The organism is Staphylococcus petrasii (assembly GCF_002902565.1).
In the GTDB taxonomy this organism is placed as follows: Bacteria; Bacillota; Bacilli; order Staphylococcales; family Staphylococcaceae; genus Staphylococcus; species Staphylococcus petrasii.
Genome location: NZ_PPRC01000022.1, coordinates 13,703 through 30,183, shown reverse-complemented (window position 1 = coordinate 30,183; position 16,481 = coordinate 13,703). Strand labels below are relative to the sequence as shown.

Sequence of the window (16,481 nt, the reverse complement as noted above, 5' to 3'; positions counted from 1 at the left end):
GAAGTTACATGAATAAGAAATGTTACAATTTTCTTCTTTTATAAAAAATATATATTATTACATAGGCTTTAAACTTAAGCGTGTCAATGGATGAGCCATTTTTACAAAAAACAAGTCAAATGTTAATAATATTACAAGATAATAACAACGCCCAAACTAGTTCAAATTTTTGATAACATATTTACGTGATATATGAATGAATTTATGAGTATTAAGTAAACTAATTATATTTTTAATAAACTATCAGGACTCAAGGAGGATATCAAGTTTGAAAAAGTTAGCATTCGCAGTTTCAGTTGCATCTGGGGCCGTCGCATTATTTTCTCATCATAACGCTGAAGCGTCGACACAACACACTGTCCAAGCTGGCGAATCTTTATGGAGTATCGCTAAAAAATACAATACATCAGTAGATAGTATCAAACAAAATAATAATCTTTCTAATAATATTATTTTCCCTGGTCAAGTACTTACAATTGGTGGTTCAAGTGCTACAAATAGTTCAAGCGCTTCAAATTCAAGTTCAAATACTACTTCTACGTCATCATCAGTTTATACAGTGAAATCAGGCGATTCTCTTTCTAGTATTGCTAAAAAATATGGCGTTTCTGTAAATGCCCTTATGAAAGCTAATAATTTATCTGGATATTTAATTATGCCAAACCAACAACTAAAAATTCCTAGTGGTAATGCTACTACTTCTACAGCTACTCCTAAGGCTGCTACAAGTAATGGCGGAAATGGTTATACTTCTCCTACATATAGTCATCAAAATTTATATACAAGTGGACAATGTACATGGTATGTGTTTAATCGTCGTGCACAAGCTGGCTTACCTATTAGTACATATTGGTCTGATGCAAAATTCTGGGCAGGTAATGCTGCACAAGATGGTTATTTAGTTAACCACGTGGCTACAGTTGGTTCAATTATGCAATCTACTGATGGCTTCTACGGACATGTGGCATATGTAGAACGTGTGAATGCAGATGGAAGTATTCTAGTTTCTGAGATGAACTATTTAAATGGACCTTATAATACAAATACACGTATTATTCCTGCATCATCAGTTTCAAGTTATAATTATATTCATTAATTTTGTTTTAAAAAGCCCCTTCATAACCAAATGTTATGAAGGGGCTAAGTTTATATTTAAGTCTTTCTTTATTTACTAGTAGAGGCTAGGTAGAGTCGTGATCTTGTAAAGATGTTCTTAGATGAATGTTACTCATTTTGTTGCGACGCTTTCTTGCGGGAAAGGCTTAAACCTGTAGTCTTATAAAGTAGTTCTTAGATAGATGTTTACTCGTTTAAGTTGTGTCGCTTTCCAGGGGTGCTGTCTCAGCCTGTAGTCTTCGACTAGCACTGCTCCCCTAGGAGTCTTCACAACTACACTTCGTAATCTATCTTAGAACTACTTACGTAAGTGTTTGAACACTTACGTACATTGATAACCTGCTCCCTCATTATCCCCAGCTTGCTTTGTTTGTAGACTTTCTATGCGAAAGTCTCTTTGCTGGGGCCCCACACTTCGTTATCCATTTTGGAACCACTGATTTAAATACTTTAATACTATAGTTTTTCTTTCAAAAAATACATTTTCTATATTTATAGCCAAACAAAAAATCCTAGTATACTCTCATCTGTTGAGATGACTTAGTATACTAGGATTTTTAATTATATATTGTATGTAGCTATTTTGAATCGATTTTTATAAGAAGATACTCATTATCCAGAATATAACTGCTGCTAATAGCGCAGAAATTGGTAATGTGATAATCCAAGTAATGATCATACGTTGTGCTGTACTCCATTTTACACCTTTTGCACGGTTAGAAGCCCCTACACCAAGGATTGATGAAGATACAACGTGTGTTGTTGATAATGGGAAGTGTAATGATGAAGCTACAAAAATTGTTAATGCTGATGATAAGTCAGCAGCTGCACCATTAGCTGGACGGATTTTCATGATGTTTCCACCAACTGTTTTAATAATCTTCCAACCACCAATGGCAGTACCAAGACCCATGGCAGTCGCACAGGCTATTTTAACCCAAAGTTCAGGTTCAACATTCGAACCATCTTGTATATTTGCTACGATCAAGGCTAATGTAATAATACCCATTGATTTTTGCGCATCATTCGTACCGTGAGAGAATGATTGTAATGCCGCAGTAAATACTTGGAAGAAACGGAAATTACGATTTGCTCTCGTTAAATTCGCATTCTTGAAAATGATTTTTACTAAAGTATACATAATAAAACCAACACAGAACGCGATAATTGGTGAAACAATTAATACGATAATAATTTTAGTGAAACCTTGATAGTGAAGTGCTCCAAATCCTTCAGCGGCGATAGCAGCACCTGCTATTGAACCGATTAATGCATGTGATGAAGAACTAGGAATACCATAAAGCCAAGTCACTAAGTTCCATACAATTGCTGCCAAAATTGCTGCTAATACTACAACTAAACCATGGTGCAATTTGAATGGATCTACAATATCTTTAGTAATGGTACCAGCTACGCCAGTGAAAGTTAAGGCACCGACGAAGTTCATAATCGCTGCTAATAAAATTGCAGTTCTTGGCGTTAATGCACGTGTAGATACTGCTGTAGCAATCGCATTGGCTGTATCATGGAAACCATTGATAAAGTCAAAGATTAAAGAAAATACAACGATAGCTATAGTGATAATTAGTACATAATCCATAAATTAAAACTCCCTTAGCTATTTTTCATAATAATCGTTTCAAAGTTATTTGCTACAACTTGACATTTATCTGCTATTTTTTCCATGCTTTCATAAATATCTTTTATTTTAATTAATGTGATTGGATCTGTTTCACTATTGAAAATGTGTTTAATTGATTGTCTTAAGATACCGTCACAGTTTGTTTCAAATTCTTTAATATTAATAGAATGAATACGCATGTGAGATAATTTTTTATCAACTAATAATCCAACAGCTAATTTCATTTCCGCTACTGCTTTTTGGATGTTTTCTACAAATTCAGCCATATATTCATCAGTGTATTCAATTGAATACATTTCAAACATGCCAGCTGTTACTTCCATAGCGTCAAGTACATCATCGATAGCGTTACATAAAGATAAGATATCTTCACGTTCGATTGGTGTAATAAATGTTTGGTTTAAATCTGTAATAACTTGATGCATAAGTTCGTCACCATGTGACTCGTATGTTTTGATATTGTCAGAATAAGCTTTTAAATCTAAATGCGTATTGAAATCCATTTTCCCGAATTCAACTGCTGCACGATCCAAGTTAAATACCATTTCTTCTAATTGAACCATGAACTTATCCTTTTTCTTAGTAAACATTATAAAGCCTCCAATTTAGCGATTGTTGCCAACCACATCGTTAATTTTTATTCGTTGTAAGACAATTTAATATACAGAATACATTTACGATAAGAACTTTCAAATGTCCATTTCTGAAAATTTGTAAATTTTATGTAAATATAATGTTTTACTTTTTTTAAATGTAAGACTCTAATACTGAATTTGTCCCTACTTGAAAATATCACAAAATTTACATATCCACAATTACATTTACAAATTCTTTACAAACAGAAAATATTAGCTCAATTTTTCTAAATTGAGTGATTAATTGTTCGCTTAGAATGGTTATAAGCAATAATTGCGAAAATACTATAAATGATTGTATAAATTACCATAACTACAAATATAGGTTTTTGATTACCGAATCCAATCAATTTCATAAATACTAAAGCAGCAAAATAGGCATGTAACAATGCAATAATTAATGGTAAACCGAAGTTAAACGCCACTTTTAATTTTAAGCCTTGCGCCATATCTTTTTGGGTAAAGCCTAATTTACGTAGCACTGAATAATTTTCTAGATCATCTTCAGTTTCATCAATTTGCTTAATATAAATAATACATCCTGTCGCAATTAAGAAAGCGACACCTAAGAATGATGAAACGAATAATAAAATACCAGTTAAACTAGATATTTCACTTACGACTTGGCTTCTTGTTTGAACATCCTTATTCAAATTACTCACTATTCGTTCTAATTTAGGAAGATCCTTGTTATGTTTTAAATCAAACCCATATTGCGACACCACATTCTTACTTTTTGAATGTGCTTTAAGATAATCATATTCATCATGATTTAGAACTAATGTAGGTCCACCCAAATCCACATCTTCTTCAAAGTAGATTTTCTTTACTACATTATTCAGTTTAATTTTAACGTTGTGTTTCTTAGTACCTATTACTGCTGTTCCATGAGCTCTATGTTGCATCAACCCGTGTGCTACCCCTTTAGGTATGAGTAGCGTGGCTTGCCCTTTTTCTAAAGAAATATTAGAAAAATATTTGTCACTAGTAACCGTTACGGCATAGGGTTTACCTGGGCTCACATCAAACAAATGGTCTTTATATAATTGAGAATAAACTACTTCTTTAAAGTCATAATTATAATTGATGTGATGGCGCTCTAATTCAATTCCAAGTTCATTTGCTATATTCGCATTTTTCAATGTCACTTCATGAGGTGACTCTAAAAGCACTTCATTGTTTAAAGAACTTCGACTAAGCGCCACAAAGCACAGTACAGAGACTGTAATTGCAGAAATAACTGCCAAAACTGTTAGTGAGAATGCATTCTTTCGAATACGAAACATTAGTGACGATGGAAAAATAACATCATTCACACTGACATTTCCACCTTTAAAACGCTTAATCATCTTTAATATGAGCGAAACGGTACTTCTGAAGAAGAAATAAGCACCGATAACTGTAAGAAATAGAATAATGAAAGGTATAAAAATATTATCTATTAAATCAAAGAAGCGCGTTGATAAATAATAACCTGCGAGAATTAAAACGATTCCCAATATTCCTAAAATAATTTCACTAATAGTGAGCGTCACTTGGTTTTCATCTTTATTTTCGTACGCTTTCATTAAACTCTGAATGGAATGCTTAGTTAAATATATCCAAGCTTGTATGATAATTAAAAGGTAAGCCATCACTAAAATTAATAACGTTTGGCCAATGGCTTGAAAACTAAAGACAATGGATACTGAAGTATGTATGCCTAAAATTTTCAATACAATCATTAATAAAATCTTAGATCCTAAAATACCTATCCCAATACCTAAAATAGCAGTAAGTAAAAAGATAAATATTTGTTCTAGCATTAACATGTAAATGATACGCTTTTTATCTAAACCGATTGTCTGTAAAAGCCCAAATTCATAACTTCGTCGCTTTATAAACAACATGTTGGTATAGATAATAAAAACGATAATAATAATAAATAGAAAATAACTCCCAATCTGAGAGCCTTCTCGTACCATTGATAGTGATTGATGTATATGTAAATTATGAACATACTTAATAGTAATAAAACTGAAAAACAACACAATACTAAGAATGAGTGAGAAGAGATAAATGGCATAATGCGTTACGTTTTGCTTAAAATTCTTCCATATAATATGACTAAAACTCATAGACCATGCCACCTAAAATACTTTGAGCACGTAAAATCTCTTTATGGAAGGTTTGACTATCATCTTCACCTTGATACAATTGCGTGAACACTTGCCCATCTTTCAACATAACGACACGATTAGAGAAACTTGCCGCTAAAGGATCATGTGTCACCATGACAATCGTTGCATTATATAATTCGTTGATCATTTGGAAACGTTGCAACAAATCTCGCGTATTTTTGGAATCTAATGCTCCAGTTGGCTCATCAGCAAAGATAATCTTTGGATGTGTGATAAATGCACGCGCCGCTGACGTACGTTGACGCTGTCCACCAGATATTTCTGAAGGATATTTATTACTAATATCAAAAATGTTAAGCCTTTTTGTAATGCGTTCATATCGTTCATTCATTTCTTGCTTACTCAGTTTCTGAACCGACAACGGCAACATAATATTCTCTTTAACTGTTAAGGTATGCAATAAGTTATACTCTTGAAAGATAAATCCTATATCTTTCTTTCTAATTTCAGATAATGCTTTATTCGATAATTTTTCTAATTGTTGGTCTCCTAATATAACCGAGCCGTGAGTCAAATAGTCAATCGAACTTAATACATTTAATAAAGTCGTTTTACCTGAACCAGACGGTCCCATAATAGACACGAACTCGCCTTCCTCAATGACTAAATCAATGCCTTTTAGTACTTCTTGCGCCGTTTGTTTCGTGCCATATGTCTTTGTTACTTGTTTCGCCTCTAATATTGTCAACTGGATGATTCACCTCATTCTTCTCTATATTCAACATTGTTAATGTATTTCGTACTAGTTTAGTCAGTTTTATTATAGCCTCTAAAGTAATAATAGAAATGAAGATGAAATAACAAATCACGCATTTAATATGACAGTGTTGTCACTTGACCCATACGTTCTGTGATTTCATTTTGCTTAGGAAAAGTTAACACAAAAGTAGTTCCTTCGCCGACGGTAGATGTTACTTCCACATCAATTCCTAACTGTTGTTTCACGCTATCAACTAAGTACAAACCTATACCAGACGATGTGGTTTCATTACGATTCGCTGTAGAAGTAAATCCGCGTTCAAATATACGTGGTAAGTCTTTATGACTAATTCCTCTACCGAAATCTTTAATTTCCAGTGCTACATATCCTTCGCGATTAAAAGAACGAATGACAATGTCTTGATTTTGAGAATATTTCAATGAATTTGATAAAATTTGACGTATCATCATGCGACACCATTTCACGTCTGTATAGACTTCAGGCGTAATATCAAAATTCAAATCATAGCCAATTCCCTTAGCTTGACTAATATGGCGTGTTAATTGAATTTCATCAATTACTAATCGCTTTAAAGGAACTAATTCAAAGTACATATCTTTATTTTTTGATTCTAATCGAGTTAAATAAAGTTGCTTATCTAATAATTCATTAATGCGCGCCCATTCGTACAATAATGCTTTTTTATGTTCCACATCTTCTTCTTGGTCAATCAATAGCTTCATTGCTGTAACAGGTGTTTTAATATCATGCACAAATTCAGTTAATGACTGTTCTGTATTTTGTATGTGAAGCTGTTGTTCCACTACTTTTTCTTTTTGATTCGTTAATTTGCGATACAAATAATCGACCATTTCTTGTTGAAATGGATTTTCTGCTAATTCTTTATGCTTAATTTCTTCAATTTCTTTATTATTGTGCAAATGTTGATATATTTTTACTTCTTTTAGAAAAGTAAAAACAAGAAATATACACGTTAAACCAAGATTTAACAATACAATATAAGCTACACTGCGAATCGCAATATCGTAATCAATATAAGCAATACCTAATAAAATGAGATGTAAAAATACTATCCAAAATATCCAATTACTTCGTGTTTTTAGAAACAACCAAAACCACTTAATATTACTCATGTGCCATGTAACCTTTGCCTACTTTAGTTTCAATTTGCGTATCCATTTCGATGTCAGCTAATTTCTTTCTTAAACGGTTAACATTCACAGTTAGCGTATTATCACTGACAAATGCTTCGTCATCCCATAATGCTGTAATTAAGGTATCGCGCGTAACAATTTGATTTTGTTTTTGAATAAGCATTTCTAAAATAATCATTTCTGTTTTAGACAAATAAATGACCGTCTCGCCTTTTTGAATACTATCTTTAGATAAATCAACTATTGTATCTTGCCAATTCAATGTACGCTTTTCTTCCGCACCAAATTCATATACACGTCGATAAATGGCTTGTAATTTCGCAATTAGTACATTGGTATGGAAAGGTTTTTGCATATAATCGTCAGCGCCAAGTTCCATACTCATTACTTGATCCATTGGATTATCTCGAGAAGATAAAAATAAGATAGGTACGTTAGATACTTGTCTAATTTTACGGCACCAGTAAAAACCGTCATATTTAGGTAATTGCACGTCCATAATGACGATTTCTGGCTTAGCTTCTTCATATGTTTCCATTACTGCACTGAAATCGTTAATACCTGTTACAAAGAAGTCCCAATGTTCTAATTCTTTCTTCAATTCTTGGAATAATGTTTGATCATCTTCTACTAATAATACTTGCATGATTTTATCACCTTATCATTTTGTATATTTCATTTTTTCTCCAGATTGGACGCGTCCATTGAAATGTTTAATACGACAATCAATTTCAAATCCTCTCATGATTAAACCTTGTATTGGCGCTTGAATAAAATAATACACTGGCCAGAATAATCTAGGAATGTAATCGTATAAATGAACCATGACGAGACGCGTGCTTTTAATTTGGCGAAATTCTAACTTCCCTTGCTTTTTAAAATTAGGTTTAACCATTGAACCGCCTACAAGATGTAATGTAACTAGTCCACTATCGTTTTCCATCTTCTTTAAAATTAACAATGGCTTAGCCTTATTACGTGAATAAATAATATAATTATCATCTTTTTTATACGTATGTACCAACGTTCCACGTGTCTCATTAAGCCATGTAAAGAAATAATCAACTATGTGCGTTAATGTCCACTTTCTAGGCAAGATAATTCGTAACGCTGTACGTACATCATCATACTTAGATACTTGCAATTCTACGTTAATATGAGGTCGTTTAATTTGGGTATTTGTTGTTTCTACTGGCACGCCATAACTTTCCAGACGTTGGACCGTTTCACTGTCGAAACGACTACCGCTCACATACACTATTTTATGAACTCCTTGTTTAGCTGCCGCTCGCGCAAAATTATCTGCGGCAATTAAATTTAAGTCACGTGCCGTTGCTTGAGTTAATTTAGCAGAGTTTTTATTCGGATCTAAATAATAAACGGCGATGTCCATCCCTTCCATAGCTGCTACGACATCTTCATAGTTATAAATATCTCGTTGCAACCACTGTATGCGGTCGTTATGTTCTTTTTTCGTATTCGGGTACTTTGACAATGCATATAAGTTAACATCATTTTCTATTGCATTACTAATATATTTACCAATATAACCACTACCGCCAGCTAATAATACATTCGGTTTCATATTTAGAAATACTCCTTTTATTTTCAAAATTTTTTTATTATATGTATATACAAAAAATATTGGTATAATAATCTTTGAGATAAGAGGAAGACCTAAATCTATTTAATTACAAAGATTTTAAGGTCTATCCTCTTTAAATGCATTATATTGGGAGGAAGCCAAATGGCTCATATCATTCGCGAAATCAGTATCAAAGACGTTGAAGACTTTATGAAACTTCTTAGCAAAATCTATGATGAATCGGACTATACACTATATAATCCTGGCGAATTCACACCAAGTGTTTCAAGTGTTAGCGACTATCTAGAACGCATTATTACCTCTCCACGTAATACGATATATGTTGCCGAACAAGATGACCAATTAGTAGGCTCTGCATTAGTTACCACTGAAGAGTTAGAGCGTACCAAACACGAAGCCGTGATTACACTTGGCGTCAGTCAATTATATCAAAAACATGGTGTCGGTTTAGCGCTTATCAATGCTGTAGAGGCTTGGGCAATTAATCACGACATTAAACGTCTTGAAGCTTCAATTGTTCCTGAAAATGATCGTGCTGTTGAACTTTTTAAAGGTGCTGGTTTTAATATTGAAGGCGAACTTAAAGACAAATTATACATCGATGGCAAATACTACAATAAATACGTCATGGCAAAGCTACTTATCTGAATAATTACAGTATATATTATACGCTAATCATAGTCATATTTATTAATTTTAGTTACTCATTTAATTCATCCGCTACAATAAAAACGTCCTGATAAGAATTGACTTCAATTCTCAGGACGTTTTTATTGTTATTTTTAATAGGGTGATAATGAGAAATGGCTATCTGAATTTGTCGAACCGTCTAGTGGTGCTTGTTGTTGTTGTTCAACACCAGAAGATGACGTATTACGACTTAAAAATTCAAGAACCCGTTTCATATTTTCTTTAGATTCTGGTTTATCAAGATGAAATTGATACTGATGATGTAGATGATGTGAACCATCATAAAATAATGTGCTAACAGGCACATTTTCTTCTTTCAGTTTATGATAAAACTCAATATTTTGACTATAGAATGGATCGGCATCGCCTACTGATAAGTAGGTTGCTGGATAATCTTTAGTGACTTGATTAATGGTAGACATTTGAGAAATGTTTTTAAAGTCAGTTTCCCAACGGCTTTTCCCGGTATAACTGCGCATAAACATTTGAATTCTAGGAAATTCCGTCGCTCTAACTGTCTTCATGTCATAAAATCCTCCAAAAAAGATAGCACCTTTCAATTGGTTTGGTGTAAATTGTTGTTTGAAATTCATTTCTTGTCGTAACTGTGGGTTAGTTTGCATTGCGACAAATTGACTTGTCAATTGCGCGCCAGCCGAATCTCCACCTATTACAACTTGGTCCAAGTCTATCGGGAAATGTTCTTTATTATTTTTAATAAATTGTACCGCTTCATTCATTTGTATTAAAGGTGTAGGATATTTAAAATTTGGCGCTAAAGCGTAGTTAACGTTAACGACTACATAGCCTTGTTCTACAATTTGTGAAAGTAATGGATTCTTATACTGTTTATCTCCTGCTACATAACCACCACCATGCATCCAAAAGATAACGGGCAATTTACTATCTTTATCCACGTCAGTAGGCGTCATGATATCTAATTGACTGCCTGGTATATGTGTATTATAAGTTATATTTTGAAAAAGTTTGACGTTCGGATTATCGACTTTTATCTTTTCCCGGGCAATTTTCTGTTTTTGGGTGTGTTGATAATGTGAATATAAATTCCACGCTAACAATCCTCCCACAATTAACACCACTATACTTGTAATGGTTAGCCATTTACGTTGGTTCGTCATCCCCTGCAGTCCTTTCAACTGAAGATTGGTTATTTGGTTCTGCCTTTTCAAAAAAAGAAAAAGCAATCCGTATCAAGTTCACGAATTGCTTTTAAGGGTAAAACATTCAATCTAAATTGTAAAGTCTGGGTTTAAGCAATGTGATCTTCATCGTCTTTCTTACGTAGGTAGTATTTAATTAATACGGCTACAACGATGAATAGACCAACGACACCCATAATGTTATATAAGAAATTAATTAGGTCTGCGAATCCAACGAAACTTAGGATAAACGCAGCAATCATCATTATGATAATAAAGATATGATATTTTTTACTGTAAGGTTCTGTAAAACGAGCAGCGAATGAATAGCATAGACCTAAGATAGTATTGTACATTACTGCTAACATAATAATAGTTAGTACAAGTCCAATCCAAGGGCTAATTTCATTAGCTAATGTTAATGTTGGGATTTCAACATTTTTAATATTAGGATATTCTGCTTGTAAGGCGAAATTGATTAATGCTAATAGGATAGTATAAATAACGCCACCAAACATTGCACCAGCGCCTGATACTTTACGTTTAGAAGCATCGCCGCCGATAGCAACGATGGTACTAAAGCCTACTGCAAAGGCTAAACCGCCATACATTAATCCTCTTACAACGCCCCAAAAGACACTTGTTTTATCTACTGTTTGATTGACTTCACTGATTGGAACGCTACCAGCAAATAAATAATAAGCGGCAATAAGAATTACCATAATAATTAAGAATGGTGTAACGATACCAAGTGCGCTAACAATCTTATTGAAGTCGAGTAATAATGTTAAATAGATGATAACTGTCATAATCAGAGCGCCAAGCCAAGTCGGAATTCCGAAACTTTCTTGGAAGGTTGACCCTGCACCAGCAATCATCGTTACAGCGATACCAAATAAGAAAAAGACTAGAATGTAGTCGAAGATTTTACTAAACTTTTCTCCAAATAAATATTGTAATGTTGACTCATGGTTTGTGGCTTCAAAAGCGGTACCAATCTTCGCAACTTGACGACCAATGAAACCAAGAATTAAGCCTGAAAGTAATACGCCAATATATGACCATAGGCCATATGGTGTAAAGAATTGCATAACTTCTTGGCCAGTTGAGAAACCAGCACCAACTACGATACCCACATAAGCGAGACCAATTTTTACAGCTTCTTTATTTAACCCCATGTGATATAATAACCTCCTTAAATTTGACACGTTGTGAATTATAACGTATTGAAAAGATTATGCAACAGTGTATATTCGGTAATTGACAACGTTTTGGGCTATCATACCTATTCTGATGACGGTTAGAACAAATTAAATAATTTCGTGAAAATGTAAATATTTGAAGATATTTTCATAAATGAGTAACTAGTTAAAGAGGAAGATGTACTTTCAAGAAAGATATATATCAATAAAAAACCAGTATCAAAGAAGCACTTACCCCCCTCATACTGGTTTCGTTAAATTTATTTAATTAGAGCGACCATATTGTTGCAACTCATTAATATCAACCACCACGTTATCCATACGTTTTGCTGTTTCTTTTAACGCATTTCTTGCCACATGATTATTGGGATCTAATTTTAAAATTTGTTTGGCTACTTTAAATGCTTCAGAATCTGAAATGACAGGTTCAGGAATGGCATGTAGTAACAACATTTGTAGTAAACTTTTAACTTCTTGGCCATTAGTTAACTGAATAGAAGATTGTGCGTGATAATACGCTGAATCGAGCGCGCCTTCCACTTCACTTAATGGGTAAACTAATAATAGGAATGCTAAGTCATGCAATTCAGCGCTTTCTTCAAATTTAATCATATCTAAGATACATGTATAATACATCATACTTTCATGTTCATGGGCACTAGAAATATAAGCTTCTTCAAAGTCTAAGAAGTCAGCTTGGGACATAAGTTGTCTAACTTGTTCAAATTCACCATTCAGTACATAATTCGTGATGCGCTCTTGCATGGTATTGCCCTCCTATTCTTGTTTTTCACAATACTATTATTTTACCATAATTAATTCTATTTTCTATTTTATAAATGAATAAATTAACATTAATTTTTTACTCTAGTAGGTATTGAAATACGACTGTTTTTTATTTAAAAGCAGTTGACTTAAACGAAGCTTTATCAATTTCTTCAATTGCCTCATTCACACTTCCGCCTACTGATAATTTAACAGCTGCTACAAAGCTACCTTCTACAATTGGCGCATTTACTTTTTTTATTTTAAAAGGACCTTTATATGTTTCAATTGCTAAATCGATGTTCATTTCTGCTGAACCTAAATCATAAAAACATAAAGGATCATCATCTATGTTATTCAATACCTTTTTAACTTCATCTAACGACGTGCCTAGTCCATTGTCTACGCCACCATATGCAATTATTTTAACACCTTTTGCCATGTTATTCAGTAAGGCTTTAGTCCCATTTGCGACGTCTTCACTATGACTCACAATTACGATTGTCGCCATTATTATTTACCTCCAACTTTCTTTTACTGTATCTTTTGCCTACATTATAATGCACCCTTTTTGTATACGCTATCATTTTTCGAATGCGCAAAACAAGTGCACTCACCATTTCAATCAATTATTTACTGGCAAACGTGTTTGGTTCTGCATTTTCAAAAAATAAAAAAAGCAAGGAACATCTTCTTAAATAAGAAAATATCCCTTGCTATAAGTTAAATATGTTTAGATTTATACATTAAATAAATAAAGTATGGTGCGCCGATAATTGCTACTACGATTCCTGCTGGAACGCCGGTTGGTTCAAGAATTACTTTACCAAGCGTATCTGCGAAGACAAGTAAGAATGCGCCAACTAAGATAGCAATGGGTAAAAATAATTGATGGCGTGGACCGACAATGGATTTAGCAATATGTGGGCCCATTAAGCCAATAAAGGCGATTGAACCTGCAACGGCAACAGCAACTGATGACAGAATAACGGCAACAAAGAATAGGATAACACGTTCTCTTTCTAAACGAACGCCTAAACCTTTCGCGATGTGTTCGTGTGTATTTATCAAATTCAGTACATTAGATTTATAAATTAAATACGGGATAAGGATGACTAACCATGGAAGTGTAGCAATCACAAATGGCCAATCGTCGCCCCAAATATTTCCTGCGAACCATGTGGCAATAAATTCTGATTGATCTTCATCAAATTTCGACATTAGTGTAATAGAACCGCCATATAGAGCAGTGTTCATTCCTACACCAATTAATACCATACTAGCAGGTGTGATACCGTCTTTCTTATTGACGCTAAACAAGAAAATGATAACAGCTGTAGCTATACCACCAATGACACTGATAATAGGTAAGATGTAGATGAAATTATCTGGATGAATTTGTCCAATTGTTAGAAACAGTGCAATTGCGAATCCACCACCAGAGTTAATTCCTAATATTCCTGGTTCAGCGATTGGATTCTTAGTCACACTTTGAATGATGGCACCACTTAAACTTAACGCTGCTCCTGCTAAAATTGTAATTAGCATACGTGGAAATCTAAATTGCATTAAGATAAGCTGATCATAGTATTCGCCTTGGCCAATTAACGTCTTAAAGAAACGTCCTACCGGAATTTTATATTCTCCTGAAGAAATGCTCCATGTACATGCGGCAAACAATAAGATAGCAAAGGTAATTAGTGTAATGATTTGTTTGCGTCTTAGTTTAGGATGTATCATATTGTGCGACCTCCTCTTTTCACTAAGTATAAGAAGTAAGGCACACCAATGAATGAAATGATAGCACCTACTGGAGCATCGCCCATCATTCGCGCTACGGTGTCGGCAACTAGCATTAATAATGCACCTGTCAAGACTGTTAAAGGTAAGACTTTTGCATAATCAGTACCGACTAAAAATCTCACGATATGAGGTACCATTAAACCTACAAAGGCAATTTGGCCGACCATAGATACAGCAACACCAGCTAAAACCATTGTTAGTAATAAACTAATACCTCGCACTAGGGTAATGTTTTGTCCTAACCCTTTAGCTAGTGATTCGCCTAAATTTAAAATCGTTAATTGTTTACTCATCGCAATGATAATGACAATAGCGATGATAATGATTGGACCGCTCCATAATAATTGTGGCCAAGTCGTACCTGAAACGCCACCTGCTGTCCAATACGTAAGTGATTGATTTAATTTAAATACAAGGGCTATACCTTGGCTGAGCGCAGTAAGTAAAGCACTAACCGCTGCACCTGCTAAAATAATTCTCATTGGATTAAAGCCATCTCGTCTTGAACGGCCAATCGTTAACACAATGAAACCGCCTAACATTGCTCCAATAAAACATGCAAACATGATCATAAGAAATGGTGCTTGAGGGAAAAATGCAAATGTGAGCGCTAATGCGAATGAAGCACCCGCGTTTAATCCAATTAAACTCGGATCAGCTAAACCATTTTTTGTTACGCCTTGAATGACTGCCCCCGCTACTGAAAGTGCCATGCCTACTAGCATAGCACCTAAATCACGAGGAATTCGTATTTCACTGATAATATTATGTTGTTGATTCTTTGGATTATAATGAAAAATCGCATCTATAATAGTTGAGAAATTGACTTTAGCTTCTCCTATTAAAATTGAAATCAACAAGGCAATGATTAATAAGGCAAATACTAGAACCATATAGCCTATAAACCCAAATGCCCCTTTATTCTCTTTCGTTGTCATAATTATTTCTCTTTTCTTTATTTTCGTTCGTATTATGAATAAGTACGTTCAAATAAGTCATAAGTCACAAGTAAAGGTTTACCTGTTCTTGGGTCTTCACTTAACACTACATCAATATTAAATACACGTTCTAGAATATCTTTCGTTAATACTTCTTCTGTTGAACCACTAGCTAAGATTTCACCATTTTTCATCGCAATTAAGTGGTCTGAGAAACGAATAGCTTGGTTAATATCATGTAATACCATGACTATTGTACAACCTTGTTCTCTATTAAGCTGTTGTACTAATTCCAAGATTTCTAATTGATGTGAAATATCTAAGTAAGTTGTTGGTTCATCTAAGAAAATGATATCTGTTTTTTGAGCTAATGCCATCGCGATCCATACACGTTGACGTTGCCCACCACTTAAGTCATTAATAGAACGATGACGGAATTCAGACGTACCTGTAACGCTTAACGCCCAATCAATTTCTTTTTTATCTTCTGCAGATAAACGTCCGAAACCTTTTTGATGTGGAAAGCGTCCATAAGATACAAGCTCTCCAACTGTTAAACCATCTGCAACTTCAGGTGTTTGAGGTAAAATAGCAATCTTTTTAGCAATTTCTTTCGTTGATTGCGTATGAATATTCTCTCCATCTAATTTAATTTCGCCATTTTTAATAGATAACAAACGTGATAAAGCTTTTAATAATGTTGATTTCCCACAACCGTTCGGTCCAATAATAGAAGTCACTTTACCATCTGGAATTTCAACATCTAAATTATTAATAATCGTATGATCTCCGTACCCAATCTCAACTTCTTGTGCTTTTAAACGATTCATAATTTCCCTACTTTCTTGAAAATAAATCTATTACTACGT

The 16,481-nt window shown here is 33.9% G+C and carries 16 protein-coding genes; 2 read left to right on the top strand and 14 right to left on the bottom strand.

The annotated features are described in order from the left end of the window. The first annotated feature begins 268 nt into the window (after positions 1 to 268). Complete coding sequence (locus CD127_RS04930) at positions 269 to 1,096, top strand: LysM peptidoglycan-binding domain-containing protein (RefSeq protein ID WP_103365976.1); 828 nt, start codon at positions 269 to 271, stop codon at positions 1,094 to 1,096. 615 nt (positions 1,097 to 1,711) lie between these two features. On the opposite strand, the gene CD127_RS04925 is transcribed toward CD127_RS04930, so the two are convergent. From CD127_RS04925 to CD127_RS04895, 7 genes are all read right to left on the bottom strand, one after another. Further along, entirely contained in the window at positions 1,712 to 2,716 is a 1,005-nt protein-coding gene (locus CD127_RS04925; protein WP_103298499.1) for an inorganic phosphate transporter, read from the bottom strand. A gap of 14 nt (positions 2,717 to 2,730) precedes the next feature. Further along, positions 2,731 to 3,348 (bottom strand): DUF47 domain-containing protein, encoded by a 618-nt coding sequence (locus tag CD127_RS04920; protein WP_103298500.1) that lies wholly within the window; start codon positions 3,346 to 3,348, stop codon positions 2,731 to 2,733. A 272-nt stretch (positions 3,349 to 3,620) separates the two neighbouring features. Next, positions 3,621 to 5,510 (bottom strand): FtsX-like permease family protein, encoded by a 1,890-nt coding sequence (locus CD127_RS04915; RefSeq protein WP_103365975.1) that lies wholly within the window; start codon positions 5,508 to 5,510, stop codon positions 3,621 to 3,623. Continuing rightward, the gene (locus tag CD127_RS04910) at positions 5,500 to 6,261 is read right to left on the bottom strand and encodes an ABC transporter ATP-binding protein (RefSeq protein WP_103365974.1); all 762 of its coding nucleotides are present in this window, start codon (positions 6,259 to 6,261) and stop codon (positions 5,500 to 5,502) included. Before CD127_RS04910 ends, CD127_RS04915 begins: the two co-directional genes overlap by 11 nt. Before the next feature lie 125 nt (positions 6,262 to 6,386). After that, the gene (locus tag CD127_RS04905; RefSeq protein WP_103365973.1) at positions 6,387 to 7,427 is read right to left on the bottom strand and encodes a sensor histidine kinase; all 1,041 of its coding nucleotides are present in this window, start codon (positions 7,425 to 7,427) and stop codon (positions 6,387 to 6,389) included. Continuing rightward, positions 7,420 to 8,094: a response regulator transcription factor GraR/ApsR gene (gene graR / locus CD127_RS04900; protein ID WP_103365972.1), complete on the bottom strand. Its 675-nt coding sequence runs from the start codon at positions 8,092 to 8,094 to the stop codon at positions 7,420 to 7,422. The genes CD127_RS04905 and graR overlap by 8 nt, the downstream gene beginning before the upstream one ends. 15 nt (positions 8,095 to 8,109) lie before the next feature. After that, positions 8,110 to 9,033, bottom strand: a complete 924-nt coding sequence (locus tag CD127_RS04895) for an NAD(P)H-binding protein (RefSeq protein ID WP_103365971.1) — start codon at positions 9,031 to 9,033, stop codon at positions 8,110 to 8,112. Between the two features lie 162 nt (positions 9,034 to 9,195). On the opposite strand from CD127_RS04895, the gene CD127_RS04890 reads away from it, so the two are divergent. After that, positions 9,196 to 9,702 (top strand): GNAT family N-acetyltransferase, encoded by a 507-nt coding sequence (locus tag CD127_RS04890; RefSeq protein ID WP_103365970.1) that lies wholly within the window; start codon positions 9,196 to 9,198, stop codon positions 9,700 to 9,702. A 134-nt stretch (positions 9,703 to 9,836) separates the two neighbouring features. Here CD127_RS04890 and CD127_RS04885 read toward each other — a convergent pair whose 3' ends face one another. The 7 genes from CD127_RS04885 to CD127_RS04855 form a co-directional block, all read right to left on the bottom strand. Further along, the gene (locus CD127_RS04885; RefSeq protein ID WP_103365969.1) at positions 9,837 to 10,883 is read right to left on the bottom strand and encodes an alpha/beta hydrolase; all 1,047 of its coding nucleotides are present in this window, start codon (positions 10,881 to 10,883) and stop codon (positions 9,837 to 9,839) included. 131 nt (positions 10,884 to 11,014) lie between these two features. After that, positions 11,015 to 12,082, bottom strand: a complete 1,068-nt coding sequence (locus CD127_RS04880) for a YkvI family membrane protein (RefSeq protein ID WP_103365968.1) — start codon at positions 12,080 to 12,082, stop codon at positions 11,015 to 11,017. Positions 12,083 to 12,370: 288 nt separating this feature from the next. Beyond that, on the bottom strand, positions 12,371 to 12,871 hold the full coding sequence (locus tag CD127_RS04875; RefSeq protein ID WP_103298509.1) for a hypothetical protein: 501 nt from the start codon (positions 12,869 to 12,871) through the stop codon (positions 12,371 to 12,373). Positions 12,872 to 13,001: 130 nt separating this feature from the next. Then, positions 13,002 to 13,382: a dihydroxyacetone kinase phosphoryl donor subunit DhaM gene (dhaM, locus tag CD127_RS04870; protein WP_103365967.1), complete on the bottom strand. Its 381-nt coding sequence runs from the start codon at positions 13,380 to 13,382 to the stop codon at positions 13,002 to 13,004. A gap of 212 nt (positions 13,383 to 13,594) precedes the next feature. After that, the gene (locus CD127_RS04865) at positions 13,595 to 14,611 is read right to left on the bottom strand and encodes a FecCD family ABC transporter permease (protein WP_103365966.1); all 1,017 of its coding nucleotides are present in this window, start codon (positions 14,609 to 14,611) and stop codon (positions 13,595 to 13,597) included. Continuing rightward, positions 14,608 to 15,612, bottom strand: coding sequence for a FecCD family ABC transporter permease (locus CD127_RS04860; RefSeq protein WP_103365965.1), 1,005 nt, complete (start codon positions 15,610 to 15,612; stop codon positions 14,608 to 14,610). The genes CD127_RS04865 and CD127_RS04860 overlap by 4 nt, the downstream gene beginning before the upstream one ends. Positions 15,613 to 15,644: 32 nt before the next feature. Continuing rightward, a complete protein-coding gene (locus CD127_RS04855) occupies positions 15,645 to 16,442 on the bottom strand; it encodes an ABC transporter ATP-binding protein (RefSeq protein WP_103298513.1) in 798 nt (265 codons plus the stop codon). Positions 16,443 to 16,481 lie beyond the last annotated feature (39 nt).

Excerpts from the sequence above, each read along its gene's own strand:
- CD127_RS04925 (WP_103298499.1), bottom strand. The coding sequence starts at position 2,716 with ATGGATTATGTACTAATTATCACTATAGCTATCGTTGTATTTTCTTTA.
- CD127_RS04920 (WP_103298500.1), bottom strand. The coding sequence starts at position 3,348 with ATGTTTACTAAGAAAAAGGATAAGTTCATGGTTCAATTAGAAGAAATG.
- CD127_RS04915 (WP_103365975.1), bottom strand. The coding sequence starts at position 5,510 with ATGAGTTTTAGTCATATTATATGGAAGAATTTTAAGCAAAACGTAACG.
- CD127_RS04905 (WP_103365973.1), bottom strand. The coding sequence starts at position 7,427 with ATGAGTAATATTAAGTGGTTTTGGTTGTTTCTAAAAACACGAAGTAAT.
- graR (WP_103365972.1), bottom strand. The coding sequence starts at position 8,094 with ATGCAAGTATTATTAGTAGAAGATGATCAAACATTATTCCAAGAATTG.
- CD127_RS04895 (WP_103365971.1), bottom strand. The coding sequence starts at position 9,033 with ATGAAACCGAATGTATTATTAGCTGGCGGTAGTGGTTATATTGGTAAA.
- CD127_RS04890 (WP_103365970.1), top strand. The coding sequence starts at position 9,196 with ATGGCTCATATCATTCGCGAAATCAGTATCAAAGACGTTGAAGACTTT.
- CD127_RS04885 (WP_103365969.1), bottom strand. The coding sequence starts at position 10,883 with ATGACGAACCAACGTAAATGGCTAACCATTACAAGTATAGTGGTGTTA.
- CD127_RS04880 (WP_103365968.1), bottom strand. The coding sequence starts at position 12,082 with ATGGGGTTAAATAAAGAAGCTGTAAAAATTGGTCTCGCTTATGTGGGT.
- CD127_RS04875 (WP_103298509.1), bottom strand. The coding sequence starts at position 12,871 with ATGCAAGAGCGCATCACGAATTATGTACTGAATGGTGAATTTGAACAA.
- dhaM (WP_103365967.1), bottom strand. The coding sequence starts at position 13,382 with ATGGCGACAATCGTAATTGTGAGTCATAGTGAAGACGTCGCAAATGGG.
- CD127_RS04865 (WP_103365966.1), bottom strand. The coding sequence starts at position 14,611 with ATGATACATCCTAAACTAAGACGCAAACAAATCATTACACTAATTACC.
- CD127_RS04860 (WP_103365965.1), bottom strand. The coding sequence starts at position 15,612 with ATGACAACGAAAGAGAATAAAGGGGCATTTGGGTTTATAGGCTATATG.
- CD127_RS04855 (WP_103298513.1), bottom strand. The coding sequence starts at position 16,442 with ATGAATCGTTTAAAAGCACAAGAAGTTGAGATTGGGTACGGAGATCAT.